Source organism: Pseudomonas sp. ADAK21 (assembly GCF_012935735.1).
GTDB classification, from domain to species: domain Bacteria; phylum Pseudomonadota; class Gammaproteobacteria; order Pseudomonadales; family Pseudomonadaceae; genus Aquipseudomonas; species Aquipseudomonas proteolytica.
Map to the genome: position 1 here is coordinate 2685790 of NZ_CP052857.1, position 24241 is coordinate 2710030.

Genomic DNA, 24241 nt, shown 5'->3' on the forward strand with positions numbered 1-24241 from the left:
CTCTCCTAGGAACGGAACAGGCGGCTGTACTGGCGCTCGTGGGCCATGCATGCCAGGGACAGGCCGAACGCGGCGCTGCCAAAATGATGGGGATCGCGCTGGCGGGCGTCCTGCTGGGCCTGTTGCAGCAACGGCAGCAGTTCGCTGGTCAGGCGTTGGGCGGCTTGCTGGCCCAGGGGCAGGGTTTTCATCAGCACCGCCAATTGGTTTTCCAGCCAGCTCCAGAGCCAGGCGGCCAGGGCATCGTCGGGGCTGATCGCCCAGGCGCGTGCGGCCAGTGCCCAGCCCAGGGCCAGGTGGGGTTCGTGGGTGGCGTCGAGAAAACGCCGGGCCGGCTCATCCAGCTCCGGCAGGCCGCTGAGCAGTTGTTGCAGGGAGTAGCCCATTTGCCGGCTCTCCTGGAACAGCTCGCGGGTTTCGCGGCTGGCGCGGTGTTCTTCACACAGGTGGCGCAGCGCCTCCCAGTCGTGGTCCGCAGCGGCCTGGCAATGGGCAAGCAGCAGCGGCGCTTCGAAACGCGCGAGGTTGAGCAACAGTTGGTCGCTGATCCAGCGTCGGGCGCTGGCGGCATCGCACACACGGGCATTGTCCACGGCCATTTCCAGGCCCTGGGAGTAGCTGTAGCCGCCAATCGGCAGTTGCGGACTGGCCAGACGCAGCAGCGCCCAGGCCGGGTTCACAGGCGCACGCCGAACTGGTGCAGTTTGGGCGGATAGTTGAAGTCTTCATCACCGTGGCGCGAGTGATGATGACCGCCACCATAGGCCCCGTGCTCGGGCTGGAAGGGCGCTTCGAGGGTTTGGGTATGGGCGCCCAGTTGCTCGAGCATGGCCTTGAGCACGTAGTCATCGAGCAGACGCAGCCAGCCGTCACCCACTTGCAATGCTACGTGGCGGTTGCCCAGGTGATAGGCCGCGCGGGTCAACTCGAAGGCGCTGCTGCAGGTGACGTGCAGCAGTTGTTCAGGGCGCGCGCAGACACGTACGACACGTCCGTCCTCGGCCTGTAGGAATTCACCATCATGCAGCGGCGGCTGGCCGCGCTCCAAAAACAGGCCGACGTCTTCGCCCTCGGCACTGAAACAGCGCAGACGGCTTTTGCTGCGGGCTTCGAAGTTCAGCAACAACTCCGCAGCCCAGGTGGATTGGGGCGCAATTTTGCGGTGGATCACCAGCATCGGAAAGCTTCCAGCTATAAGCGTTAAACAGGCTAGAGCAAGGGGCTTGCCAACCAGGCTGGATGTAGGAAAACGCCGTAGGTTCTGGGCGTTACGCCACTAAACGGGGCGAGCGTTCTGGAAGAGGGTGATCCAATTTGGTGCGCGATGGGGTGTGCAAGCACTCGAATTGGGCGATTTGAACGTGGGGTATTTATCGGTGGTGATGTTTGGGATTTGTCCTACGAGAATCTTGGATTTTCCGTTCATCATGCTACGCGTCGTTTTACTAGGATTTCGCCCCGTGTTTAATCCATTGCGACGTTCATCATGTTCAAGTCTTTTTTATGTGTAGTTCTTGTCGGTCTGTTCGGCATCGTTTCATCGGCCTCGGCCAACTTCACCAAGCGCAACAACACTGGCCTGGCCCCGTTCGGCTCTTCGCTGCAGGCCGTGCCGCAGCCGACCATCGACAATGTGATCGACCGCGCCCATCAATTGCTGGGCACCGCCTACACCTGGGGCGGTACCTCCCAGGAGCAGGGGTTTGATTGCAGCGGCTTGCTGGTCTATCTGTTCAAGACTGAAGCCAACATTGTCATCCCGCGCACCACGGCAGCGATGCACCGTTCAACGGCGGCGACGATCAAGCGCAACGCACTGCAACCCGGCGATGCGGTGTTTTTCCGGGCCAATGGCAGTGGCCAGGTCGGTCATGTCGGCCTGTATGTGGGGGAGGGTAAATTCATTCACTCGCCACGCAAGGGCAAGAGCGTGCGCATCGACTCGCTGGCCAACAATTACTGGAAGAAGAACTACACCACGGCCAAGCGTTTCCACGCGGTGCGTTGAGCGCGCTACTCGGTGCTGCCCAGGCCTTGCCAGTGCTTGAGGCCGATAAAGATAAAGCGCAGTTGCTGGGTGATCTTGGCCTGGGGCGTGAGGTGCGCCGGCAGGGCCGCCGCGGGCGGGTCGATGATGTCGGGCAGGGTGGCGAACACGCTCTTGACGATCAGGTCGGCCATCACATGCAGGCCCTCGGCATCCAGGTGCTGGAGCTTGGGCATCAGCGTCAGGTCGGCCGCCAGGTCCGAGGTGATGTCTTCGCGCAAGGCGCCGATGGCTTGGCGCACGGCCAGGCAGCCGCCGTATTGCTCGCGGGCCAGGAATAAAAACTGCGAACGGTTGGCCGCCACCACATCAAGAAAGATGCGCACCGAGGCATCGATGATGCCACCCATGACAAATTCGTTGTGGCGTACCAGGCGGATGGTGGCGCGAAAGGTCTGGCCGACCTCACTGACGAGCACCAGGCCCAGTTGGTCCATATCGGCAAAGTGACGGTAAAAACCGGTGGGCACGATGCCGGCGCTCTTGGCCACTTCCCGCAGGCTCAGGCTGCCAAACCCTCGGCCACCCTCCATCAGATGGCGGGCTGCGTCCATCAAGGCAAGGCGGGTCTGTTGCTTCTGTTCGGCGCGGGGCAGCATGGGCGGGTGAGCTTTGTAGACAAGGACAGCGACGCACTCTAGCAAAACAACTTTACCGGCGTCGAACTTGAAGCAGGACAAAGGTGGCGCGGATCGTACAAAGTCAAAGCCCGATCTCAGGGGATCGGGCTTTTTTCAGGGCCAGCACCGGCTTAGCTCGTTGCTTTATGCATTTCTTCCAGACGGTCGGAACCGCCTTCGGCGACGAATTCGCGTTGTTGCAGACGGTCCGAGCCACCTTCAACCAGGCCTTTCTGTTCAAGGCGATCACGGCCGCCTTCAGTGACGAATTCGCGTTTTTGCAGACGGTCCGAACCACCTTCAACCAGGCCTTTCTGTTCCAGGCGATCACGACCCCCTTCGGCAACGGTCTGGCCGATGTGCGAAGCGTCAGCCTTGGCTTGTGGGATGGCTTGTTCGGCCGCTGGCAGGGCAAAAGCACTGGTGGCCAGGACAGAGAGTGCAACACTGAGCAGTAATTGGCGTTTCATGATGAGTTGCTCCTTGGGAGGGCGATAAAGTGGGTACGGAGGCAATGCTACTCTCGATATCTCGATATAAAAGTTCATAAACACAATGGTAATAATCAACAGAATTGATTGTTCTGCGCCGAGGCTCTAGATCGCGCCTCTCAAGCACGCGCTTTTGCACCGGGGTGGGTATTTTCGATACGGGCATGGGTAACAACGGTGCGCTGGCCATGAGACAAACTGTCGGATCAGTCAGAAAAAGCGCTTTTCACCGCTACTAATTGTCATCTGCGGTTAAACCCCCAGGCCATTTGCCAGTCGTAGCCATATAAGCTTTAGTCCTTGCGCGCGTTGCCGGTGGCACGCGCAGCCGTAATCAGGAGCCCTGTGCAATGACGCGCACTCGTAAAATTCTCGCCTGGAGCAGTGCCTGCTTCGTTCTGTTAATCGCCGCCGTGGTGTTGATCCTGGTGTTCTTCGACTGGAACCGGATCAAGCCGCAAATCAATGCCAAGGTCTCTGAAGAGCTGCACCGCGCCTTTGCCATCAATGGCAACCTGGCTGTGGTCTGGCAGCGCGAGCCGGACGAGGGCGGTTGGCGGGCCTGGGTGCCGTGGCCCCATGTGGTGGCCGAGGACCTGAGCCTGGGCAACCCCGAGTGGTCGAAAAAACCGCAGATGGTCACCCTCAAACGCGTCGAACTGCGCATCTCGCCCTTGGCGTTGCTGGCCCAACGCGTGGTGATCCCGCGCATCGACCTGACCGAGCCGAGCGCCCAATTGCAGCGTCTGGCCGATGGTCGCGCCAACTGGACCTTCACCTTTGATCCCAAGGATCCGAATGCCGAACCCTCCAATTGGGTGGTAGACATCGGCGCCATAGGCTTCGATAAAGGCCATGTGACCCTCGACGACCAGACCCTCAAGACCCGCCTCGATGTGCTGATCGACCCCCTGGGCAAGCCGATTGCGTTCAGTGAGATCGTCGGCGAGCGCGATGCAAAAAAGGCCCTGGAGCAGGGCGCCACGCCCCAGGACTATGCGTTTGGCCTCAAGGTCAGCGGCCAGTACCACGGGCAGAAACTGGCGGGTAGCGGCAAGATCGGCGGGCTGCTGGCTTTGCAAGACGCGGCCAAGCCATTCCCCTTGCAGGCCCAGGCGAAGGTCGGTGATACCAGCATCGCCCTGGCCGGCACCCTGACGGACCCCCTGAACCTCGGCGCCCTGGATCTGCGCCTGAAACTGTCCGGCACCAGCCTGGGCAACCTTTACCCCCTGACCGGCGTGACCCTGCCGGACTCGCCGGCCTATTCCACCGATGGTCGCTTGATCGCCAAGTTGCATGAAGCCGGCGGCGCGTCGTTCCGCTATGAAAACTTCAACGGCAAGATCGGCAACAGCGATATCCACGGCGACCTGGCCTATGTCGCCAGCCAGCCACGGCCCAAGCTCAGTGGCGCGCTGGTGTCCAACCAACTGCTGCTGGCCGACCTGGCGCCGCTGATCGGTGCCGACTCCAACGCCAAGCAAAAGGCCCGTGGCGGTGAAAGCAAGCAACCGGCGACCAAAGTGCTGCCGGTGGAGGAGTTCCGCACTGAGCGCTGGCGCGATATGGACGCCGACGTCGAGTTCACCGGCAAGCGCATCGTGCACAGCGCCGAACTGCCCTTTACCGACCTCTACACCCACCTGGTGCTCAACGATGGCCAATTAAGCCTCGAACCCCTGCGCTTCGGCGTGGCCGGTGGCAAGCTCGATGCGCAGATCCGCCTCAATGGCCGCATCACGCCGCTGGAAGGCCGGGCGAAGCTGACGGCGCGCAACTTCAAGCTCAAGCAGCTGTTCCCAACCTTTGAACCGATGAAAACCAGCTTCGGCGAGCTTAACGGCGACGCCGATATCGCCGGGCGCGGCAACTCGGTGGCGGCGCTGTTGGGCAGTGCCAATGGCGATCTGAAAATGCTCATCAACGACGGCGCGATCAGCCGCAGCCTGATGGAAATTGCCGGGTTGAACGTGGGCAACTATGTGATCGGCAAGTTGTTTGGCGACAAGGAAGTGAAGATCAACTGCGCAGCGGCGGACTTCGGGATCAAGACCGGCCTGGCCACCAGCCGGCTGTTTGTGTTCGATACCGAGAACGCGATCATCTACATCGATGGCACCGCGAACATGGCCAGCGAACAACTGGACCTGACCATCACGCCAGAGTCCAAGGGCTTTCGCTTGTTCTCACTGCGTTCGCCGTTGTACGTCAACGGGCCGTTCATCAAGCCCAATGCCGGGGTCAAGACGGTGCCGCTGTTGCTGCGTGGCGCAGGGATGGTGGCGCTGGGTGTGATCGTCGCACCTGCGGCGGGCTTGCTGGCGCTGGTGGCGCCCAGTGGGGATGAGCCGAATCAGTGTGTGCCGTTGTTGCAGCAGATGAAGGAAGGCAAGGCGCCGAAGACGGTGAAGGGCTAACTGACTGAACCACAACCAAATGTAGGAGCTGGCTTGCCTGCGATAGCATCGCCTCGGGTTTACTGAAAAACCGAGGTGCATGCATCGCAGGCAAGCCAGCTCCTACATTGGTTTGTAGTGTGACTTACAGGTCTTTGAGAATGTCCGCCATATCGTCAGCGTGCTCTTCTTCCTGGGCCAGGATGTCTTCAAAGATCCGGCGGGTGGTTGGGTCTTTCTCGCCGATGTACTGAATGATCTCGCGGTAGCTGTCCACCGCGATGCGCTCGGCCACCAGGTCTTCGTAGACCATTTCCTTCAAGGTCTTGCCGGCCACGTATTGCGCATGGGAATTCTTGGACAGCAGGTCCGGGTTGAACTCCGGCTCGCCGCCCAGTTGTACGATGCGTTCGGCGAGTTTGTCGGCGTGTTCCAGCTCCTGGTTGGCGTGCTCCAGGAACTCATCGGCAGCCACGCTGGCTTTCAGGCCGCTGGCCATGAAGTAGTGGCGCTTGTAGCGCAAGACGCAGACCAGTTCGGTGGCCAGCGACTCATTGAGCAGGCGCAGGATCTCTTCGCGGTCGGCACTGTAGCCTTCGGTCACTGCGCCGTTTTCCACATTCTTGCGCGCACGTTCGCGAAGGGTGCTTACGTCAGACAAATGCATGTCGGTCATTTCAATCTCCTGAGGCTAATCCGGTTTTGCGCCACACTCTGGTGGTGTGATCGCTCAAAGTTGTGAGTGCTGCGCGGCGCAAAAAGTTTTATCGGATGTTGCCGGCTGTCATATCGATTACCCAGGAGCTGGTCTAGGATCAGCTCAGTCGCCCCTTTTCAAGGATGTTCGCCGCCATGGCGCAGACATTGGCTACACGTTATCCCCTGGTTTTGGTGCCGGGCATGCTCGGGTTTGTAAGGCTGGTGCTGTACCCCTACTGGTACGGCATCGTCCCGGCCTTGCGTGCCGGTGGGGCTCAGGTGTTTGCGGTGCTGGTGGCGCCGCTCAACTCCAGTGAGGTGCGCGGCGAGCAGTTGCTGGTGCAGATCGAGCAGATACGCCGCCAGACCGGCGCCGACAAGGTCAACCTGATCGGCCACAGCCAGGGTTCGCTCACCGCCCGTTACGCGGCGGCCAAACGCCCGGAATGGGTGGCTTCGGTCACTTCGGTGGCCGGGCCCAACCACGGGTCGGAACTGGCGGACTACCTGCACACCCATTACCCGGCCGACAGCGCCAAGGGCCGCATCATGAGTGCGCTGTTGCGCCTGGTGGGCGTGGTGATGGGCCTGCTCGAAACCGGTTATCGCGGGCCGCGCTTTGCCGCGGATATCCATGCCTCCCATCAATCCCTGACCAGCGCGGGGGTGGCGCTGTTCAATCGCCAATACCCCCAAGGCCTGCCACACACCTGGGGCGGGCAGGGCGCCGAGGAAGTGAACGGTGTGCGCTATTACTCCTGGTCCGGCACCTTGCAGCCGGGCAAGACCGATCGCGGGCGCAACCTGCTGGACGGCACAAACCGCAGTTGCCGGCTGTTTGCGCGGACCTTCGTCAAGGAGAAGGGCCAGTGCGATGGCATGGTCGGGCGCTACAGCTCACACCTGGGTACGGTGATCGGCGATGACTATGCGCTGGACCATTTCGATATCGTCAACCAGTCCCTGGGCCTGGTGGGCAAGGGCGCCGAGCCCGTTCGGCTATTTGTCGAACATGCGCAGCGGTTGAAGGCGGCCGGGGTCTAGGCGATAGCAATCGGTCAGGCGACGCGCCTGACCGGTGTCGTCCACCGCTCCGACAGAATCACCCCACCCAACGTCAACACCCCCCCCACCAGGTGATACAGCGCCAACTGCTCCTTGAGCACCACCGCTGCAATCAGTGCGGTGATCAACGGCAGCAGATTGAAAAACAGCGTGGTCCGGCTCGGTCCCAGGTTTTTCACCGAATGCATCCACGCCAGTGGCGCGATCATCGAGGCCAGCAGGCAGGCATACACCACCAGGCCAATGTTCGACGGGCCCAGGCCGACCTTGTCCGAGGCCAGGAACAGCGGAAACAGCACCACCACCGCCACCAGCACCTGCAAATACAGCAACACCAGCGGTGGCAGGCGCAGCTGCCATTTCTTCAGCAGGGTGCTGTAGATCGCATAGGCCAGGGTGGCCACCAGCATCATCGCGTCGCCCAGGTTCACCCCGTGTTGCAGCAACGCGCCGAGGCTGCCGGACGAGACGACCACCGCGACCCCGGCAAACGACAGTACCGCACCGGTCAGGGCGCCAAAGGTCAGGCGCTGGCCGAGGCTGATAATGGCCGCGGTCAGGGCCATTAACGGCATCAGCGACAGGATGATCCCCATATTGGTGGCGCTGGTCAGGCTCGCGGCGTAGTACGCCAGGCTCTGGTAGACCGCCATGCCGAGCACGCCAAGCACGGCGATCTTGCCCAGGTTGGGGCGGATCAGCGCCCAGTTGGCGATGACCGGCTTGAGCATGAACGGGGTAAACAGGATGGCAGCCAGCAGCCAGCGATAAAAGCCGATCTCGGCCGGGAAAATCGAACCCACGGCGAGTTTGTTGACCACGGTATTGCCGGCCCAGATAAAGATGGCCAGCAGTGGATAAGCGTATTGCATTGCAAGGAACCAGGAACGTTAGTGAAGGCTGATTATCCTTTGTCTGGATCGAAGCCTATACTTCGATCCGGCCAAGCCACCTTTGGATCCAGACAACATGTCCCAGACCTACATCAACCTGCCCGATTTCGAGGTGCTGCCGGCCCCGGTGTACTTTCGCTATTCGGAATTTGCCGCCGACAGCCGCGCCTCCAGCCATCAGCATGCCTGGGGCTCGCTGGATTACTCGGCCCGTGGCGTGATGCGCTTTGAAGTGGGCGGCAACCGGTTTATGTCGCCACCGCAATACGCGGTGTGGATCCCGCCCAACACCCAGCACAGTTCCTACAATGCCCAGGCGATTGTCTACCGCTCGGTGTACCTGGCGCCGTCCTTGTGCGAGCAATTGCCCTCGCAGCCCTGCACCCTGACCATCAGTAACATCCTCAAGGCCATCCTCAGTGACTTTGCCGAGCGCGATGTCAACATCCCCGCCAACGAGGCCGACGTGCGCCTGGCCCAGGTGCTGGTGGACCAACTCCGGCAGGCGCCGGTGCATGATTGTTTCCTGCCCTATGCCAGCAGTCCCGGCCTGCTCAGCGTGCTTGAAGGCATGCAGGTGGATCCTGGAGACAACCGCGCGCTGGCGCAGTGGGCACAGCAGGTGCACGTCAGCGAACGCACCCTGGCCCGGCAATTTGCGCGGGAACTGGGCATGAGTTTTGGCGAATGGCGCCAGCGCCTGCGCTTTCTTGCGGCCATCGAAGCCCTGGAAAGCAGCCGCAGCGTGCAGGAAGTGGCCTTTGACCTGGGCTACAGCACCGCCTCGGCGTTTATTGCGATGTTCCAGCGCCAGGCCGGTAGTACGCCGGAGCAGTATCGGCGGACGAATCTACGTAGCAGGTGAAGGTGTAACAGGCTTTGTCTACACTGCAGGGGAGGCCGCGCCCCTCGGCGTGGTAACAGGGAGAAAACTCCATGAAGATGTTGCGTATTCCGTTGTTGATGATCGGTCTGCTGCTCTGTTCCCAAGGGTTTGCGGCCACTGCCCAGCAAAACAAAATGACCACCTGCAACGCCGAAGCCACCACCAAGACCTTGAAGGGCGACGAGCGCAAGGCCTTCATGAAAACCTGCCTCTCGGCCCCGGCTGCCAACGACGCCAAGACCCTGACCCCGCAGCAGCAAAAAATGAAGGACTGCAACGCGTCGGCGAAAACCAAGGCGTTGACTGGCGATGCGCGTAAAACCTTTATGAGCACCTGCCTGAAGAATTAATAGCCCCGGACTACCTAAGGCTGCGACACTCGCACAGCCCTTACCCTGTAGGAGCGAGCTTGCTCGCGAAGAACGTGAACGGTATCGCGCTCATCCTGAATGCACGCGTTGCCCGTGAGTTTTTCGCGGGCAAGCCCGCTCCTACATGTCCTTTAACGCCGTTCGTTTAGAGGCTGTATGCCAACGTTTTCTTCGCGTCATGTGTTGTTGCTGGCCAGCTACATCATCATCTTCGGCGGGTTGCTGCTGGTCCTGCCGTTAAAACTGCTGCCTAGCCTGTTGGCCGGCCTGTTGGTTTTCGAACTGGTCAACATGCTCACTCCACAGCTGCAACGCCTGATCGAAGGCCGCCGCGCGCGTTGGCTGGCGGTGGCATTGCTCGGTACCGTGATTGTTAGCGTGCTGACCCTGATCTTCGCTGGCGCCATCAGCTTTTTGCTGCACGAAGCGGAAAACCCCGGGGCCTCCCTGGATAAATTCATGGGCGTGGTCGACCGCGCGCGCGGCCAGTTGCCGCCGTTCCTCGACGCCTACCTGCCGGCCAGCGCCGCCGAGTTTCGCGTAGCCATCGGCGAATGGTTGAGCAAGCACCTGAGCGACCTGCAACTGGTGGGCAAGGACGCGGCGCATATGTTCGTGACCCTGCTGATTGGCATGGTCCTGGGGGCAATCATCGCCCTGCAGCGGGTCCCCGACCTGACCAAACGCAAACCCCTGGCCGCCGCGCTGTTCGACCGCCTGCACCTGCTGGTCCAGGCTTTTCGCAACATCGTCTTCGCGCAAATCAAAATCGCTGCCCTCAACACCGTGTTCACCGGGATATTCCTCGCGGTGGTGCTGCCGTTGGCGGGGATCCACCTGCCGCTGACCAAGACCCTGATCGTCCTCACATTCCTGCTGGGCCTGCTGCCGGTGATCGGCAACCTGATGTCCAACACCCTGATCACTATCGTCGCGTTGTCGATGTCGATCTGGGTGGCGGTGGCGGCGCTGGGTTATCTGATCGTGATCCACAAGGTCGAGTACTTCCTCAACGCACGCATCGTCGGCGGGCAGATCAGTGCCAAGTCGTGGGAGTTGCTGTTGGCGATGTTGGTATTTGAAGCCGCATTCGGCCTGCCGGGCGTGGTGGCGGGGCCGATCTACTATGCGTATTTGAAGAGTGAGTTGAAGCTGGGCGGGATGGTCTGAGGATTGAGGGTGCCTGGACTGGCCCTTTCGCGAGCAAGCCCGCTCCCACATTTGGACTGCATTCCCCAGGCGGAACTCGATCTAAATGTGGGAGCGGGCTTGCTCGCGAAGGCCGCACCACGGTCTTAACTAAAGATCAGTAGCCGTAACGCTTACTGGCCTCAATCGCCAATCCGCTACCAATGCTGCCGAAGATGTTGCCTTCTACATGCTGGGCATTGGGCAGCATCGCCGAAATGCTCTGGCGAAGGGCCGGGATGCCGCTGGAGCCGCCGGTGAAGAACACCGTGTCGACCTGGGCCACGTCTACCGAGGCGTCGTCGAAGTGGTTCAGACCTGTTATTTCTGACAGTAGACCCACCACGGGTTTGATGGTCTGCTCTTGCGTGCGCAATATCATCTTTTGTTTCGACAGGAGCTAAATCATGTCTTTGCCTACGGTAGATGCCAGCAGCTTTGAAAGTCGTGTGCTCAAGTCCACAACCCCAGTGATTGTGCTGTTCAGTAATGCCAGCAAACAATCTTCAAACAGAATGGTCGCGACACTGGAGGCAGCAGCCCAGGATCAGGGCAAGGCTATTGAGTTCCTCGACAAGACGCTGGAGGTAAATGGCCCGATCGAGAAAACGCCTGCTTATGACGTGCAGTCTGCGCCAACCACGCTCTTTTTCCGGGACGGAAAATTAGTCCGCACGGTTGTCGGTTTTTATGACTATGCAGATACCTTCAAGACATGGGTCGATCAGTTGGCCAAAGGTAAGGCCTAATGAATCGCCCCGTGCCATCACGAGGCGATTTCTTCACTCAGTAGCCGTAACGCTTACTGGCCTCGATCGCCAACCCGCTACCAATGCTGCCGAAGATGTTGCCTTCTACATGTTGGGCATTGGGCAGCATCGCCGAAATGCTCTGGCGCAGGGCCGGGATGCCGCTGGAGCCGCCGGTGAAGAACACCGTGTCGACCTGGGCCACGTCTACCGAGGCGTCGTCGAGCAGTTGGGTCACGCTGTTGCGCACCCGCTCCAGCAGGTTGTCGATGGAGGACTCGAACAGGGCGCGGCTCAGTTCCACGCTCAGGCCTGGTTCTACCCGGTCCAGCGGTACATGGCGGCTGTCGTCGTGGGTGAGGTGGATTTTGGTTTCTTCCACCTCCATCGCCAGCCAGTGCCCGGCGCGCTGTTCGATCAGCTTGAACAGGCGATCGATGCCGCCGGTGTCCTCGATGTCGTAGCGCATGCTGCCCAACGCAATCTGGGATTTTTGCGAGTACACCGAGTTGATGGTGTGCCAGGTGGCCAGGTTCATATGGTGGCTGGTGGGCATGTAGGCGCCGCTTTTCATACGGCTGCCGTAGCCGAACAGCGGCATCATGCCTTGCAGACTCAGCTGTTTGTCGAAGTCGGTACCGCCGATATGCACGCCGCCGGTGGCGAGGATGTCGTCGTGGCGGTTGTCGTGCTTGCGTCGCTCGGGCGACAGGCGCACCAGGGAGAAGTCGGACGTACCGCCGCCGATGTCGACAATCAGTACCAACTCTTCCTTTTCAATGGTGGACTCGTAGTCGAAGGCTGCGGCAATCGGCTCGTACTGGAACGAGACTTCCTTGAAACCGAGCTTGCGGGCTACGTCCACCAGGGTGTCTTCGGCCTCTTTGTCGGCCATCGGGTCGTCGTCGACGAAAAATACCGGGCGGCCCAGCACCACTTCCTCGAACTCACGACCGGCGGTGGCTTCGGCGCGGCTCTTGAGCTGGCCGATAAACAGGCCCAGCAGGTCCTTGAACGGCATGGCCGTGCCCAGCACGCTGGTGTCGTGCTTGATCAGCTTGGAGCCCAAAAGGCTCTTGAGCGAGCGCATCAGCCGGCCTTCGTAGCCTTCCAGGTACTCGTGCAGCGCCAGGCGGCCATAGACCGGGCGGCGTTCTTCGAAGTTGAAGAACACCACTGACGGCAGGGTGATCTTGTCGTCCTCCAGCGCGATAAGCGTTTCCATGCCGGGACGGATCCAGCCGACAGTGGAGTTGGACGTGCCGAAGTCGATGCCGCAGGCACGGGCTGGGGAGGTGTTGTTCATGTCTAACAGGTTCCGGTTAAAAAACGGCCGCGCAGTGTATGTCACTCGCGTGCAGATGCGTAGGCCGACTATCCGCTAAATACAGCAGACTTGTTACCTTGAAAGGTCGGCTCTTTGCCCCCAACTCCTGTGCATACGGTTGGTGGCTGTCGAAAGGATCAAGTTTGTCCTGCAAGCCGCCGATAATTTTCTGACGCACCTCGAATCGCCCCGCAATGCCCCGGCAGGCAGGGCGCGACTGTGCGATCTCGATAACGGATGGTGATGCCCCCATGGATTTCAAAGACTATTACAAGATTCTTGGTGTCGAGCCGACGGCCGACGACAAGACAATCAAGGCCGCTTATCGCAAGCTGGCGCGTAAGTATCATCCCGACGTCAGCAAGGAAAAGGACGCGGAAGCGAAGTTCAAGGACGCCTCGGAAGCCTATGAAGCGTTGAAAAGCGCAGACAAGCGCGCCGAATACGACGAGTTGCGCCGCTATGGGCAGCACGGTCAGCCCTTCCAGGGGCCGCCAGGTTGGCAGAGCCGTGGCGGGTTTGGCGGTGGCCAGGATACGGGCGAGTTTTCGGACTTCTTCAGCTCGATCTTCGGCTCGCGCGGCAATGGTTTTGGCGGTGCCCAAGGGCGCAGCCCCGGCCGTCGCGGCCAGGATGTGGAGATGGAACTGCCGGTGTTCCTGGAAGAGACCCTGTCTACCGAGTCCAAGGCGATCAGCTTCCAGATTCCGCAATACGATGCGTCTGGCCGGCATGTCAGCAACACCACCAAGAGCCTGAATGTAAAAATCCCGGCCGGTGTGGCCGATGGCGAGCGCATCCGCCTCAAGGGCCAGGGCGCGCCGGGAATTGGCGGTGGGGCCAATGGCGACCTGTACCTGATCATCAAGTTTGCGCCGCATCCCAAGTTCGAAGTCGACGGCGAAAACCTGATCATCAACCTGCCTCTGGCCCCCTGGGAGCTGGCGTTGGGCGCGGAAGTCGCGGTGCCGACGTTGACCGGCAAGATCAACCTCAAGGTCCCGGCCGGCAGCCAGAATGGCCAGCGCATGCGCGCCAAGGGCCATGGCTTGCTGAACAAGGCCGGGCAACGCGGCTATCTGTTTGTGCAGCTCAAGGCCGTGATGCCCAAAAGCAGCGACGAAGAGGTCAAGGCGTTGTGGCAGGAGCTGGCGAAAAAGGCTGATTTTGATCCGCGGGAAAACTGGGGTCGCTAAGGGGGGGAGCGGGCTTACTGTGACCAGCGGGCTTGTTGTGGCAAGCGGGCCTGTCGTGGCGAGCGGGCTTGCCCCGCGCTGGGGTGCGAAGCAGCCCTATCCCCTGCCGCTGAGGTGTATCTGGAAGAATGCAGTGACTTTATTGGGGCTGCTTCGCCCCCCAGCGCGGGGCAAGCCCGCTCGCCACAATAAACAATCGCACTAGCACCGTCGCGGCAGCACCACGGTGAATGTGGTGCCTTCGGCCTCGCTGGAGGTCACTTCAATCGTGCCCTGATGGGCCAGCACCACTTCCTTGACGATAAACAGCCCCAGCCCGAGGCTGGTCGAGGTGTTGCCCAGTTCTTCAGTGGCGCTGCGTACCAGCGGGTCGAAGACGGTGCCCAGCGCCGCCTGGGGAATCGGGATGCCGTAGTTGTGCACGCTCAGTTCCACGGTGTCGGGCGTGCCCTTGAGGTTCAGGGTCACGGCCTGGCTGTTGAGGCCGTGCTGCAACGCGTTGCCAATCAGGTTCTGCAGCAGTTGATCGATTCGCCCACGATCCCACTGCCCCTGGGTGTCGTCCTCGACATGCAAATGGGCCTGGCAATCCGGGCGACCAGCGTATGCTTCGTCGATGGCGGCCTGCGCGGCGTCAGCCAGGTTCATCGGCTTGGGTTCGATCGGCAGGCTGCTGCCCAGCCGGCTGCGCACAAACTCCAATAGATCACGGACCATTGCCCCCATATGCCGGGCGCCATTTTTGATATTGCCCACCAGGCTCAAGCCTTGGCTGTCCAGCGCGACTTTGCGCAACAACATCTCGGTGGACATGTTCACCGCCTGCAGCGGTGCGCGCAGGTCGTGGCCGAGGATGGCGAGGAAAATATCCCGCGAGCGATTGACCTGCTCGGCGTAGGCCGCGGTGGATTCGGCCAGGGCTTCGTCGATGGCCTCATTGAAGCGGATCATGTCCTGGAAGTACGTCATGTCCGGCACCTCGAGGCTATCGACCCACAGCCGGATCACACAGGCCCGCAGGTGGCGGAACTCGGAGGTCATCTGCACCAGGTCAAAACCCACGGTATGACGTAGCTCGCCATGGCTGGCGGCGGCTTCGTCCAGGCTTGGGGTTTTCTCCGGGCCTTCGCCCTTGGCCTTGGCCGCTTGTTCGTCGGCGCTCTGGCGGGTGTTCATGTCCCGTGCGGCGGCCAGCAGGATCGAGTGCGCGTGGTCGCGCAGTTGCGTGCGGTTCAGGGTGTCGGCGGCCGGGGTCAATGTTTCGGCAAACTGCTCCCATTCATCGACGATCCGCTCGGCATGCAACACGATGAATTCGGATAGGCCCATAGCCAGGTTCCCAAGTGCAAGACAGTAAAGAGGCGCATCGTAGCGCCTTACGCCTCTTCGCTTCACTGGCACACAGGGTTAATGCCGATGAACGGTCAGAATAGAAAGTAACGCTGGGCCATCGGCAACACATCCGCCGGTTCGCACCACAGCAATACCCCGTCGGCCTTGACCTGATAGGTCTGCGGATCTACCTCGATCTGCGGCAGGTAGTCGTTGTGGATCAGGTCGGTTTTCTGCACCTGGCGGCAGCCCTTGACCACCCCGATCTGCTTTTTCAGGCCCAGGGCTTGCGGCAGGCCCTCGGCCAGCGCCGCCTGGCTGATAAACGTCAGGCTGGTGGCGTGCAGCGCGCTGCCGAAGCTGGCGAACATCGGCCGGTAGTGGACCGGCTGCGGCGTAGGGATCGAGCCGTTGATATCGCCCATCAGGCTTGAGGCAATCGCCCCACCCTTGAGAATCAACGTGGGCTTGATCCCGAAGAACGCCGGGCGCCACAGCACCAGGTCGGCCCACTTGCCCACCTCGATCGAGCCCACTTCATGGCTGATGCCATGGGTGATCGCCGGGTTGATGGTGTACTTGGCGATGTAGCGCTTGGCACGGAAGTTATCGTTGCCTGCTCCGTCCCCCGGCAGTGGCCCGCGTTGTTTTTTCATTTTGTCGGCGGTTTGCCAGGTGCGCATGATCACCTCGCCCACGCGGCCCATGGCCTGGCTGTCGGAGCTGATCATCGAGAATGCGCCAAGGTCATGCAGGATATCTTCGGCGGCGATGGTTTCGCGGCGGATGCGGCTTTCGGCGAAGGCCACGTCTTCGGCAATGCTCGGGTCCAGGTGATGGCAGACCATCAACATGTCCAGGTGCTCGTCGATGGTATTGCGGGTGAATGGCCGGGTCGGGTTGGTGGAGCTGGGCAGCACGTTGGGGAAACCGCAGGCCTTGATGATATCCGGCGCATGCCCGCCGCCGGCCCCTTCGGTGTGGTAGGTGTGGATGGTGCGCCCCTTGAGCGCGGCGAGGGTGGTTTCGACAAAACCGGACTCGTTGAGGGTGTCGCTGTGGATCGCCACCTGCACATCGTATTCGTCGGCCACGCTCAGGCAGTTGTCGATGCTCGCCGGGGTGGTGCCCCAGTCTTCATGCAACTTCAAGCCAATCGCCCCGGCCTTGACCTGTTCGATCAACGGCTCAGGCAGGCTGGCGTTGCCCTTGCCGGTAAAGCCGATGTTCATCGGGAACGCATCGCTGGCCTGCAGCATGCGCGCCAGGTGCCACGGGCCCGAGGTGCAGGTGGTGGCGTTGGTGCCGGTGGCCGGCCCGGTGCCGCCGCCGATCATGGTGGTGACGCCACTGGTCAGCGCCTCTTCGATCTGCTGCGGGCAGATGAAGTGCACATGGGTGTCGATGCCGCCGGCGGTGAGGATCATGCCTTCGCCGGCAATCACTTCGGTGCTGGCGCCGATGGCCAGGGTCACGCCCGGCTGGATATCCGGGTTGCCGGCCTTGCCGATCCCGGCGATACGCCCGTTCTTCAGGCCGACATCGGCCTTGACGATACCCCAGTGATCGATGATCAGCGCGTTGGTGATCACCGTGTCGACCACGTCGGCGGCCAGCAGTTGGCTCTGGCCCTGGCCGTCGCGGATAACTTTGCCGCCGCCGAACTTCACTTCTTCGCCGTAGGTGGTGAAGTCCTGTTCCACTTCAATCCACAGCTCGGTATCGGCCAGGCGGACCTTGTCGCCGACGGTGGGGCCGAACATGTCGGCGTAGGCTTGGCGGCTGATTTTCATAGGGGTGTCCTGAAGAATTTGTGTTGAATGTGAATCCGCTATCGCAGGCAAGCCAGCTCCCACATTTGAAATGCATTCCCATGTGGGAGCTGGCTTGCCTGCGATGCGGCCCTACAGGTCGCCCATGATGCGTCCGGCAAACCCGAACACCCGGCGCAACCCCGCCAGCTCCACCAACTCCACCTCGCGGCTCTGCCCTGGCTCAAAGCGCACCGCCGTGCCCGCCGGGATGTTCAGGCGCATGCCGCGGCTCAGGGCACGATCGAAGGCCAGCGCGTCGTTGGTCTCGAAAAAATGGTAATGGGAGCCGACCTGGATCGGCCGGTCGCCGCTGTTGGCCACGCTCAGGGTGACAGTGCGGCGGCCCACGTTGAGTTCGATTTCACCAGGCTGGATCTGATATTCACCAGGAATCATGCAGGTTGCCCCAGGGTCTTGTAGTAGATGGCGGTCGGGCTGTAGCGCCCGTCCGGGCTTTGGCAGTAGTCCGGCAGTTCGCCGATCTTGGTGTAGCGCAGCGCCTGGTAGAAAGCTTCGGCGGGGGAGCCGGCTTCGGTGTCCAGGTACAGCAGGCCGCGCTTGTGCTGGCGTGCGCACAGCTCCAGGGCGCTCATCAATTGCTGGCCGAGGCCGTGGCGCCGGGCGTCATTGCGCACCAGCAGCTTTTGCACCTCGGCGCGGTTGAGGCCGTTGGCTTTCTGGCACAGCGCCAGTTGTACGCTGGCCAGCACCTGTTCATCGCGCACCACCACCCACAGCAGCAGGCTGGCATCCTCGATACCGGCCTGTACGCCGTCGAAATAGTCCCGTGCCTGAGCCGCGTCGAGGTCGGCCATGAAGCCCACCGATGCACCGTGCTGCACGGCGTCCAGCAACAGCTCAATCAAACCCTGGCGGTAATGGGCAAAGCTTTCGGTGTTCACTCGACGCAGTTGGGCGGCGCTCATTGCTGTTACTCCTTGTGAACCGCCGGCGGCTGGGCGCCAGGGTTGAGCATCAGTTGCATAAAGGTCAGGTCCAGCCAGCGGCCGAACTTGGTGCCCACCTGGGCCATTTGCCCGGTGATGCCAAAGCCCAGGCGCTCATGCAGGCGGATCGAGGCCTGGTTGCCGCTTTCGATGGCGGCGACCATCACGTGTTTGTCGCAGGCCCTGGCGCGTTCGATCAGGGCCTGCATCAGCAGGGGGCCGAGGCCTTTGCCGCGCTGGTCATTGCGCACATACACCGAATGCTCGACGGTATGGCGAAAGCCGTCGAAGGGCCGCCAGTCACCGAACGAGGCATAGCCGACCACGTGCTCGGCCTCCACCGCCACCAGGATCGGATAGAACTGTGCCTGGCGCGCACTGAACCAGGCCTGGCGGTTGCCCAGGTCCACCGGTTGGTCGTTCCAGATCGCCGTGGTGTTGAGCACGGCATCGTTGTAGATATCGCGGATCGCCGGCAGGTCGCCGTGCACCGCGTCACGAATCAGCAAGGACATGGCCGGGCCTCAGGCGATGGGTTGGTGGACGGTCACCAGCTTGGTGCCGTCGGGGAAGGTGGCTTCGACCTGGATATCCGGGATCATCTCCGGGATGCCTTCCATCACTTGCTCGCGACTGAGCAGGGTGGTGCCAAAGTGCATCAGGTCGGCCACCGTGCGCCCGTCGCGCGCGCCCTCGAGCAGGGCGGCGGAGATGTAGGCGATGGTTTCCGGGTAGTTCAGCTTCACCCCGCGCGCCAGGCGGCGTTCGGCCACAAGGCCTGCGGTGAAGATCAGCAGTTTGTCTTTTTCCCGTGGGGTCAGGTCCATGGTCAGCAATCCGTCATAAAAAGCATTCTAAAAAACACCGAAAATCCAATGTGGGAGCTGGCTTGCCTGCGATGGCAGCACCTAGGTTTGTCTGGGGGACCGAGTCGCCTGTATCGCAGGCAAGCCAGCTCCCACACAAGCCAGCTCCCACACAAGTTCAGTTCCACCTTGAATGTTCAGGTGTTCCAAATTCTTGGGGGCACAGCTTCACGCCCCAGCAATGCCGGGCGCAACAGCCGCCACAGATCAATCAACCAGGCCCGCGCCAGTAGCGTCTCGCTGGCCAGGCAGCGCGCCACCAGCAAACCGGGCAGTTGGGTCAGGTCGCCACGCACTGCATGGGGCAGCGCACGGCATTGTTCAAGCAGTTCGGTATCGATTTCCCCGCTCACCAGCAACGTGGCAAACACCGGCTGCCCATCCAGGCCAATCGGCGAGTCGAGCAGGCCGTCGTCGCCCACAATGCGTTGGCGCTCATGCCACAGCAACTGGCCGTCGCGGCGGATATCCAGGTGCGACTGAAAGTGCCCCCGGTCGAAACGCTCGCCACTGGCCGGGCGCCCTAGCGCCACCACGTCCCAGTAGAACAGCCGGGCGTCGCCTTCGAGGTTGATGCGCGTGCTGAGTTCGGCCTGGGCGGCGCTGAACACGATAGTTTCCTGGGGCAGCCACTCCAGGGTGGCGCCGGCCTCGACGGTCAATACCACCTGCTGGTAGGCCGGCCCGCTGGCGCGATACCACTTGGCGGCGCCGGGGCTGGTCAATTGCGCCCACGCGCCCTCAGCCAGATGGGCGGTGATATCCAGGCGATCCCCCCCGGCAATCCCGCCCGGCGGGTGCACGATGATGTGCTGGCACACCTCGGGGCCTTCGGCGTACAGGTGTTTTTGCACCCGCAGCGGGCCCAGGTGGCGGCGCAGTACCGGGCGCGTGGTCGCGCCGAATCGTGCATAGCCCAACTCCAGCGCGGCGTGCCAGCTGGGGGTGAACAGGGCGGTGGGGGCAGGAACAGTCATGGTTTGGGCTTATCGACAAGACGCTACAGATTAGATGGTAACCAGGCCGCGTACACCCTCGGCCTCCATATTTTCACCACGGCCTTGCTGGACGATTTCCCCGCGGGACATCACCAGGTATTGATCGGCCAGTTCGGCGGCGAAGTCGTAGAACTGCTCCACCAGCAAAATCGCCATGTCGCCGCGTTCGGCGAGTTTCTTGATCACCGCACCGATCTCCTTGATCACCGAGGGCTGGATGCCTTCGGTGGGCTCGTCGAGGATCAGCAGGCGTGGGCGGCTGGCCAGGGCGCGGCCGATGGCCAGTTGTTGCTGCTGGCCGCCAGACAGGTCGCCACCGCGCCGATGCTTCATCTGCAGCAACACCGGGAACAGCTCGTAGATAAACGCCGGGACTTGCTTGGCTTCGCTGCCGGGAAAACGCGACAGGCCCATCAGCAGGTTTTCTTCCACCGTCAGCCGGCCGAAAATCTCCCGGCCCTGGGGCACGTAGGCAATGCCGGCGTGTACCCGCTGGTGCGGCTTGAAACCGGTGATGGCCTTGCCTTCCCAGTTCACCGCGCCTTCCTTGGCGGGCAACAGGCCCATCAGGCATTTGAGCAGGGTGGTCTTGCCCACGCCGTTACGGCCGAGCAGGCAGGTGACTTCACCGACTTTCACGTCAAAGGACAGGCCGCGCAGGATATGGCTGCCGCCGTAGTACTGGTGCAGTTTGTCGACTTGCAGCATGTTCAAACTCTCCTCAATTCCCTGTAGGAGCGAGCGTGCTCGCGAAAAACGCCAAGGCACCGCGGGCATTCAGGCTCGGCGCGTTATCGTTGACGATCTTCGCGAGCAAGCTCGCTCCTACAGAGAGCAATCCGCATCGGGTTCAGCGACCGAGGTACACCTCGATGACGCGCTCGTTTTCCTGCACCTGTTCCAGCGACCCTTCGGCCAGCACACTGCCCTGGTGCAACACCGTGACGTGGTCGGCGATCGAGCCGACAAAGCCCATGTCGTGCTCCACCACCATCAGCGAATGCTTGCCCGCCAGGCGCTTGAACAGCTCGGCGGTGAATTCGGTCTCGGCGTCGGTCATGCCGGCCACCGGCTCGTCGAGCAGCAACAGCTGTGGGTCTTGCATCAGCAGCATGCCGATTTCCAGGAACTGCTTCTGGCCGTGGGACAGCAAGCCGGCCGGGCGTTGTGCCGACGCGCTAAGGCGGATGGTGTCCAGCACCTCTTCGATGCGGTCCTTCTGTTCCCCGCCAAGGCGTGCGCGCAGGCTGGCCCATACCGATTTGTCGGTCTTCTGCGCCAGCTCCAGGTTCTCGAACACGCTCAGGGCTTCGAACACCGTGGGCTTCTGGAACTTGCGGCCGATGCCGGCCTGGGCGATCTGCACTTCGCTCATGCGGGTCAGGTCCAGGGTTTCGCCGAACCAGGCCTTGCCGTGACTGGGGCGGGTCTTGCCGGTGATCACGTCCATCAGGGTGGTCTTGCCTGCGCCATTGGGGCCGATGATGCAGCGCAGTTCGCCAACGCCGATGTACAGGTTCAAGTCATTGAGTGCCTTGAAGCCGTCGAAGCTGACGCTGATGTCTTCCAGGGTCAGGATCGTGCCGTGGCGCGTGTTCAGGCCTTTGCCGGCGGCCTGGCCGAGGCCGATGGCATCGCGGCTGGTGCCCTGGTCGCGGTTCGGTTCGATGATCGGTTCGAGCATGAACTGGTCGGTTGCCGTGACTCTCATTGTTCGCCCCTTTTCTTCAACAGGCCGATGATGCCCTTGGGCAGGTACAGGGTGACGATGATGAACAGCGCCCCAAGGAAGAACAGCCAGTACTCCGGGAAGGCTACGGTGAACCAGCTCTTCATGCCGTTGACCACGCCGGCACCCAGCAGCGGGCCGATCAGCGTGCCGCGCCCGCCCAGGGCGACCCACACGGCGGCTTCGATGGAGTTGGTCGGTGACATTTCGCTGGGGTTGATGATGCCCACCTGCGGCACGTACAGCGCCCCGGCCAGGCCGCACAGCACGGCGCTCAATACCCAGACAAACAGCTTGAAACCACGGGGGTCGTAGCCGCAGAACATCAGGCGGTTTTCTGCATCGCGCAGGGCCGTCAGCACACGGCCGAACTTGCTCCGGGCCAGGCGCCAGCCGATAAACAGGCTGCCCACCAACAGCAGCACCGTGGCCAGGAACAGCACCGCACGGGTGCCGGGTTCGGTGATGCCAAAGCCCAGGATGCTGCGGAAGTTGGTAAAGCCGTTGTTGCCGCCAAAGCCGGTCTCGTTGCGGAAAAACAACAGCATCCCGGCAAAGGTCAGGGCCTGGGTCATGATCGAGAAATACACGCCCTTGATCCGTGAGCGGAAGGCGAAGAAACCGAACACCAGCGCCAGCAAGCCCGGTGCCAATACCACCAGGCACAGGGCCCAGAGGAAGTGTTCGGTGCCGACCCAATACCACGGCAATTCGGTCCACGACAGGAAGGTCATGAACGCCGGCAACTCGCTGCCGGCGGCCTGGCGCATCAGGTACATGCCCATCGCGTAACCGCCGAGGGCGAAGAACAGGCCGTGGCCCAGGGACAACATGCCGGCGTAGCCCCACACCAGGTCCAGGGCCAGGGCGACGATGGCGTAGCAGAGGATCTTGCCCACCAGGGTCAGGGTGTAGGCCGAGACGTGGAATGCACTCTCTGCGGGCAACAGCGACAGCAGCGGCAACGCCAGCAGCACGGCGAGGATCACCGCGCCCACCGCAATCGTCACCTTGGGGCCGGCCTTTTGCGCGGCCGTGAGCATCAATGGCTGGTTCATCAGTCGATCACCCGTCCTTTCAGTGCGAAGAGTCCTTGCGGGCGTTTCTGGATAAACAGAATGATCAGCGCGAGGATCAGGATCTTGCCGAGCACGGCACCGATCTGCGGTTCAAGAATCTTGTTGGCAATCCCCAGGCCGAAGGCGGCCATGACACTGCCGGCCAGTTGGCCGACGCCGCCGAGTACCACCACCAGGAACGAGTCGATGATGTAGCTCTGGCCCAGGTCCGGGCCGACGTTGCCGATCTGGCTCAGGGCCACGCCACCTAAGCCTGCGATGCCCGAGCCGAGGCCAAAGGCGAGCATGTCCACGCGCCCGGTGGGCACGCCGCAGCAGGCGGCCATGTTGCGGTTCTGGGTCACGGCGCGCACGTTGAGGCCCAGGCGGGTCTTGTTCAGCAGCAGCCAGGTCAGCACCACCACGCACAACGCAAAGCCGATGATGACGATGCGGTTGTACGGCAGCACCAGGTTGGGCAGCACCTGGATCCCGCCCGACAGCCAGGCCGGGTTGGCCACTTCGACGTTCTGTGCGCCGAACAGCAAGCGCACCAGTTGGATCAGCATCAGGCTGATGCCCCAGGTGGCCAGCAGGGTTTCCAGCGGCCGCCCGTAGAGATGACGGATCACCGTGCGCTCCAGCGCCATGCCGATGCCGGCGGTGACAAAAAACGCCACCGGCAGCGCGAGCAACGGGTAGAACTCGATGGCCTGGGGCACGTAGCGCTGCATCAGCAACTGCACCACATAGGTGGAGTAGGCACCGAGCATCAGCATCTCGCCGTGGGCCATATTGATCACGCCGAGCAGGCCGAAGGTGATCGCCAGGCCCAGGGCCGCCAGCAACAGGATCGAGCCCAGGGACATGCCGCTGAAGGCCTGGCCAAGCACCTCGCCCACCAGCAGCTTGCGCTTGACCTGGGCCAGGCTGGTTTCGGCGGCGGTGTGCACCCCGGCATCGGTTTCTACGCCAGGCGCCAGCAGCGCTTCCAGGCGCGTGCGGGCCAGTGGGTCGCCGGTGCTGCCCAGCAGACGCACGGCGGCCAGGCGCACGGCCGGGTCGGGGTCGACCAGTTGCAGGTTGGCCAGGGCCAGGCTCAGGGCGCTGTGTACCTCGTCATTGGTTTCGCTGGCGAGTTGCTGGTCGAGGAATTTCAGTTGCGCAGGTTGCGCACTTTTTTGCAGGGTCTGGGCGGCGGCCAGGCGGACCTTGGGGTCGGCGGCGAGCAGTTGCTGGCTGGCCTGCACGTTGTTGATCAAGCCACGCAGGCGGTTGTTCAGGCGTACGGTCTTGGTTTCGCCGTTGACGCTGACTTGGCCTTGTTGCAGGGCGTTGACCAACTCGATGCGCGCCGGGTCGGGCTGGGCGGCCCAGTCTTGCAACAGTTTGGCCTGTTGCATGGGGTTGGCCGCGAGGAAGTCTTCGGCATCGCCTGCGTGTGCGGCCAGGGGCAGCAACAGCAGGCAGGCCAGGATGAAACGGTGGAGGGCAGTGGGCATAAACAAATGTCCTGGTCATGCACGGACTAGGTTTATGTGGGAGCGAGCAAGTCGAATCGTCGCA

The 24241-nt window shown here is 61.9% G+C and carries 26 protein-coding genes and 1 pseudogene; 8 read left to right on the plus strand and 19 right to left on the minus strand.

The window, feature by feature from the left end; translation table 11 throughout:
* Positions 1-5: 5 nt before the first annotated feature.
* Together HKK57_RS12090 and ureE are read right to left on the minus strand one after the other, a co-directional pair.
* On the minus strand, positions 6-680 hold the full coding sequence (locus HKK57_RS12090; RefSeq protein ID WP_029300786.1) for an urease accessory protein UreF: 675 nt from the start codon (positions 678-680) through the stop codon (positions 6-8).
* Positions 677-1177 (minus strand): urease accessory protein UreE, encoded by a 501-nt coding sequence (gene ureE / locus HKK57_RS12095; RefSeq protein ID WP_029300785.1) that lies wholly within the window; start codon positions 1175-1177, stop codon positions 677-679. Before ureE ends, HKK57_RS12090 begins: the two co-directional genes overlap by 4 nt.
* A gap of 309 nt (positions 1178-1486) precedes the next feature.
* On the opposite strand from ureE, the gene HKK57_RS12100 reads away from it, so the two are divergent.
* On the plus strand, positions 1487-2008 hold the full coding sequence (locus HKK57_RS12100) for a C40 family peptidase (RefSeq protein WP_029300782.1): 522 nt from the start codon (positions 1487-1489) through the stop codon (positions 2006-2008).
* A 5-nt stretch (positions 2009-2013) separates the two neighbouring features.
* Here the strand turns inward: HKK57_RS12100 and HKK57_RS12105 are convergent, their stop codons facing one another.
* Positions 2014-2646, minus strand: a complete 633-nt coding sequence (locus tag HKK57_RS12105; protein WP_029300780.1) for a TetR family transcriptional regulator — start codon at positions 2644-2646, stop codon at positions 2014-2016.
* 152 nt (positions 2647-2798) lie between these two features.
* Positions 2799-3137, minus strand: coding sequence for a hypothetical protein (locus tag HKK57_RS12110; RefSeq protein ID WP_169390214.1), 339 nt, complete (start codon positions 3135-3137; stop codon positions 2799-2801).
* A 371-nt stretch (positions 3138-3508) separates the two neighbouring features.
* On the opposite strand from HKK57_RS12110, the gene HKK57_RS12115 reads away from it, so the two are divergent.
* Positions 3509-5578 carry an AsmA family protein gene (locus HKK57_RS12115; protein WP_070996403.1) on the plus strand — a complete coding sequence of 690 codons (2070 nt, stop codon included), beginning with the start codon at positions 3509-3511 and terminating at the stop codon, positions 5576-5578.
* A gap of 124 nt (positions 5579-5702) precedes the next feature.
* On the opposite strand, the gene HKK57_RS12120 is transcribed toward HKK57_RS12115, so the two are convergent.
* Positions 5703-6233: a ferritin-like domain-containing protein gene (locus tag HKK57_RS12120; protein WP_029297770.1), complete on the minus strand. Its 531-nt coding sequence runs from the start codon at positions 6231-6233 to the stop codon at positions 5703-5705.
* Positions 6234-6409: 176 nt separating this feature from the next.
* Here HKK57_RS12120 and HKK57_RS12125 point away from each other — a divergent pair, with 176 nt between their 5' ends.
* Positions 6410-7300, plus strand: a complete 891-nt coding sequence (locus HKK57_RS12125) for an esterase/lipase family protein (RefSeq protein WP_169390215.1) — start codon at positions 6410-6412, stop codon at positions 7298-7300.
* 14 nt (positions 7301-7314) lie between these two features.
* Here HKK57_RS12125 and HKK57_RS12130 read toward each other — a convergent pair whose 3' ends face one another.
* Positions 7315-8193, minus strand: coding sequence for a DMT family transporter (locus HKK57_RS12130; protein WP_029297767.1), 879 nt, complete (start codon positions 8191-8193; stop codon positions 7315-7317).
* Between the two features lie 97 nt (positions 8194-8290).
* Here HKK57_RS12130 and HKK57_RS12135 point away from each other — a divergent pair, with 97 nt between their 5' ends.
* From HKK57_RS12135 to HKK57_RS12145, 3 genes are all read left to right on the plus strand, one after another.
* Entirely contained in the window at positions 8291-9079 is a 789-nt protein-coding gene (locus tag HKK57_RS12135) for an AraC family transcriptional regulator (RefSeq protein WP_029297765.1), read from the plus strand.
* A gap of 71 nt (positions 9080-9150) precedes the next feature.
* Positions 9151-9450, plus strand: a complete 300-nt coding sequence (locus HKK57_RS12140) for a PsiF family protein (RefSeq protein WP_029297763.1) — start codon at positions 9151-9153, stop codon at positions 9448-9450.
* A gap of 177 nt (positions 9451-9627) precedes the next feature.
* Positions 9628-10641 carry an AI-2E family transporter gene (locus HKK57_RS12145; RefSeq protein WP_029297762.1) on the plus strand — a complete coding sequence of 338 codons (1014 nt, stop codon included), beginning with the start codon at positions 9628-9630 and terminating at the stop codon, positions 10639-10641.
* A gap of 136 nt (positions 10642-10777) precedes the next feature.
* Here HKK57_RS12145 and HKK57_RS12150 read toward each other — a convergent pair.
* Positions 10778-10957 (minus strand): annotated as a pseudogene (locus HKK57_RS12150) (Hsp70 family protein); the annotation flags it as partial.
* 109 nt (positions 10958-11066) lie between these two features.
* On the opposite strand from HKK57_RS12150, the gene HKK57_RS12155 reads away from it, so the two are divergent.
* The gene (locus HKK57_RS12155; protein ID WP_029297757.1) at positions 11067-11408 is read left to right on the plus strand and encodes a thioredoxin family protein; all 342 of its coding nucleotides are present in this window, start codon (positions 11067-11069) and stop codon (positions 11406-11408) included.
* Between the two features lie 37 nt (positions 11409-11445).
* On the opposite strand, the gene HKK57_RS12160 is transcribed toward HKK57_RS12155, so the two are convergent.
* A complete protein-coding gene (locus tag HKK57_RS12160; protein ID WP_029297755.1) occupies positions 11446-12714 on the minus strand; it encodes an Hsp70 family protein in 1269 nt (422 codons plus the stop codon).
* A gap of 272 nt (positions 12715-12986) precedes the next feature.
* Here HKK57_RS12160 and cbpA point away from each other — a divergent pair, with 272 nt between their 5' ends.
* Positions 12987-13931: a curved DNA-binding protein gene (gene cbpA / locus HKK57_RS12165; RefSeq protein ID WP_070994280.1), complete on the plus strand. Its 945-nt coding sequence runs from the start codon at positions 12987-12989 to the stop codon at positions 13929-13931.
* A gap of 201 nt (positions 13932-14132) precedes the next feature.
* On the opposite strand, the gene HKK57_RS12170 is transcribed toward cbpA, so the two are convergent.
* The 11 genes from HKK57_RS12170 to urtB all read right to left on the minus strand — a co-directional run bounded on the left by HKK57_RS12170 (position 14133) and on the right by urtB (position 24177).
* The gene (locus HKK57_RS12170) at positions 14133-15260 is read right to left on the minus strand and encodes a sensor histidine kinase (RefSeq protein ID WP_169390216.1); all 1128 of its coding nucleotides are present in this window, start codon (positions 15258-15260) and stop codon (positions 14133-14135) included.
* A gap of 95 nt (positions 15261-15355) precedes the next feature.
* On the minus strand, positions 15356-17056 hold the full coding sequence (gene ureC / locus HKK57_RS12175; RefSeq protein WP_029297750.1) for an urease subunit alpha: 1701 nt from the start codon (positions 17054-17056) through the stop codon (positions 15356-15358).
* 111 nt (positions 17057-17167) lie between these two features.
* The gene (locus tag HKK57_RS12180; protein WP_070994282.1) at positions 17168-17473 is read right to left on the minus strand and encodes an urease subunit beta; all 306 of its coding nucleotides are present in this window, start codon (positions 17471-17473) and stop codon (positions 17168-17170) included.
* A complete protein-coding gene (locus HKK57_RS12185) occupies positions 17470-18003 on the minus strand; it encodes a GNAT family N-acetyltransferase (protein WP_029297748.1) in 534 nt (177 codons plus the stop codon). Before HKK57_RS12185 ends, HKK57_RS12180 begins: the two co-directional genes overlap by 4 nt.
* 5 nt (positions 18004-18008) lie before the next feature.
* Positions 18009-18539 carry a GNAT family N-acetyltransferase gene (locus tag HKK57_RS12190; RefSeq protein ID WP_029297747.1) on the minus strand — a complete coding sequence of 177 codons (531 nt, stop codon included), beginning with the start codon at positions 18537-18539 and terminating at the stop codon, positions 18009-18011.
* A gap of 9 nt (positions 18540-18548) precedes the next feature.
* Positions 18549-18851 carry an urease subunit gamma gene (locus HKK57_RS12195; RefSeq protein ID WP_032862374.1) on the minus strand — a complete coding sequence of 101 codons (303 nt, stop codon included), beginning with the start codon at positions 18849-18851 and terminating at the stop codon, positions 18549-18551.
* Positions 18852-19027: 176 nt separating this feature from the next.
* A complete protein-coding gene (locus HKK57_RS12200) occupies positions 19028-19867 on the minus strand; it encodes an urease accessory protein UreD (protein ID WP_070994284.1) in 840 nt (279 codons plus the stop codon).
* Positions 19868-19897: 30 nt separating this feature from the next.
* Positions 19898-20596, minus strand: a complete 699-nt coding sequence (urtE, locus tag HKK57_RS12205) for an urea ABC transporter ATP-binding subunit UrtE (RefSeq protein ID WP_029297740.1) — start codon at positions 20594-20596, stop codon at positions 19898-19900.
* Between the two features lie 142 nt (positions 20597-20738).
* Positions 20739-21599 carry an urea ABC transporter ATP-binding protein UrtD gene (gene urtD / locus HKK57_RS12210; RefSeq protein WP_029297738.1) on the minus strand — a complete coding sequence of 287 codons (861 nt, stop codon included), beginning with the start codon at positions 21597-21599 and terminating at the stop codon, positions 20739-20741.
* Complete coding sequence (urtC, locus tag HKK57_RS12215; RefSeq protein ID WP_029297736.1) at positions 21596-22675, minus strand: urea ABC transporter permease subunit UrtC; 1080 nt, start codon at positions 22673-22675, stop codon at positions 21596-21598. Before urtC ends, urtD begins: the two co-directional genes overlap by 4 nt.
* A complete protein-coding gene (gene urtB, locus HKK57_RS12220; RefSeq protein WP_029297735.1) occupies positions 22675-24177 on the minus strand; it encodes an urea ABC transporter permease subunit UrtB in 1503 nt (500 codons plus the stop codon). Before urtB ends, urtC begins: the two co-directional genes overlap by 1 nt.
* Positions 24178-24241: the final 64 nt, after the last annotated feature.

Excerpts from the sequence above, each read along its gene's own strand:
- HKK57_RS12180 (WP_070994282.1), bottom strand. The coding sequence starts at position 17,473 with ATGATTCCTGGTGAATATCAGATCCAGCCTGGTGAAATCGAACTCAAC.
- HKK57_RS12160 (WP_029297755.1), bottom strand. The coding sequence starts at position 12,714 with ATGAACAACACCTCCCCAGCCCGTGCCTGCGGCATCGACTTCGGCACG.
- HKK57_RS12195 (WP_032862374.1), bottom strand. The coding sequence starts at position 18,851 with ATGGACCTGACCCCACGGGAAAAAGACAAACTGCTGATCTTCACCGCA.
- HKK57_RS12115 (WP_070996403.1), top strand. The coding sequence starts at position 3,509 with ATGACGCGCACTCGTAAAATTCTCGCCTGGAGCAGTGCCTGCTTCGTT.
- HKK57_RS12110 (WP_169390214.1), bottom strand. The coding sequence starts at position 3,137 with ATGAAACGCCAATTACTGCTCAGTGTTGCACTCTCTGTCCTGGCCACC.
- ureE (WP_029300785.1), bottom strand. The coding sequence starts at position 1,177 with ATGCTGGTGATCCACCGCAAAATTGCGCCCCAATCCACCTGGGCTGCG.
- ureC (WP_029297750.1), bottom strand. The coding sequence starts at position 17,056 with ATGAAAATCAGCCGCCAAGCCTACGCCGACATGTTCGGCCCCACCGTC.
- HKK57_RS12120 (WP_029297770.1), bottom strand. The coding sequence starts at position 6,233 with ATGACCGACATGCATTTGTCTGACGTAAGCACCCTTCGCGAACGTGCG.
- urtB (WP_029297735.1), bottom strand. The coding sequence starts at position 24,177 with ATGCCCACTGCCCTCCACCGTTTCATCCTGGCCTGCCTGCTGTTGCTG.
- HKK57_RS12125 (WP_169390215.1), top strand. The coding sequence starts at position 6,410 with ATGGCGCAGACATTGGCTACACGTTATCCCCTGGTTTTGGTGCCGGGC.
- HKK57_RS12105 (WP_029300780.1), bottom strand. The coding sequence starts at position 2,646 with ATGCTGCCCCGCGCCGAACAGAAGCAACAGACCCGCCTTGCCTTGATG.
- HKK57_RS12130 (WP_029297767.1), bottom strand. The coding sequence starts at position 8,193 with ATGCAATACGCTTATCCACTGCTGGCCATCTTTATCTGGGCCGGCAAT.
- HKK57_RS12100 (WP_029300782.1), top strand. The coding sequence starts at position 1,487 with ATGTTCAAGTCTTTTTTATGTGTAGTTCTTGTCGGTCTGTTCGGCATC.
- urtE (WP_029297740.1), bottom strand. The coding sequence starts at position 20,596 with ATGCTGCAAGTCGACAAACTGCACCAGTACTACGGCGGCAGCCATATC.
- HKK57_RS12135 (WP_029297765.1), top strand. The coding sequence starts at position 8,291 with ATGTCCCAGACCTACATCAACCTGCCCGATTTCGAGGTGCTGCCGGCC.
- HKK57_RS12170 (WP_169390216.1), bottom strand. The coding sequence starts at position 15,260 with ATGGGCCTATCCGAATTCATCGTGTTGCATGCCGAGCGGATCGTCGAT.
- HKK57_RS12200 (WP_070994284.1), bottom strand. The coding sequence starts at position 19,867 with ATGACTGTTCCTGCCCCCACCGCCCTGTTCACCCCCAGCTGGCACGCC.
- HKK57_RS12145 (WP_029297762.1), top strand. The coding sequence starts at position 9,628 with ATGCCAACGTTTTCTTCGCGTCATGTGTTGTTGCTGGCCAGCTACATC.
- urtC (WP_029297736.1), bottom strand. The coding sequence starts at position 22,675 with ATGAACCAGCCATTGATGCTCACGGCCGCGCAAAAGGCCGGCCCCAAG.
- HKK57_RS12155 (WP_029297757.1), top strand. The coding sequence starts at position 11,067 with ATGTCTTTGCCTACGGTAGATGCCAGCAGCTTTGAAAGTCGTGTGCTC.
- cbpA (WP_070994280.1), top strand. The coding sequence starts at position 12,987 with ATGGATTTCAAAGACTATTACAAGATTCTTGGTGTCGAGCCGACGGCC.
- urtD (WP_029297738.1), bottom strand. The coding sequence starts at position 21,599 with ATGAGAGTCACGGCAACCGACCAGTTCATGCTCGAACCGATCATCGAA.
- HKK57_RS12140 (WP_029297763.1), top strand. The coding sequence starts at position 9,151 with ATGAAGATGTTGCGTATTCCGTTGTTGATGATCGGTCTGCTGCTCTGT.
- HKK57_RS12190 (WP_029297747.1), bottom strand. The coding sequence starts at position 18,539 with ATGTCCTTGCTGATTCGTGACGCGGTGCACGGCGACCTGCCGGCGATC.
- HKK57_RS12185 (WP_029297748.1), bottom strand. The coding sequence starts at position 18,003 with ATGAGCGCCGCCCAACTGCGTCGAGTGAACACCGAAAGCTTTGCCCAT.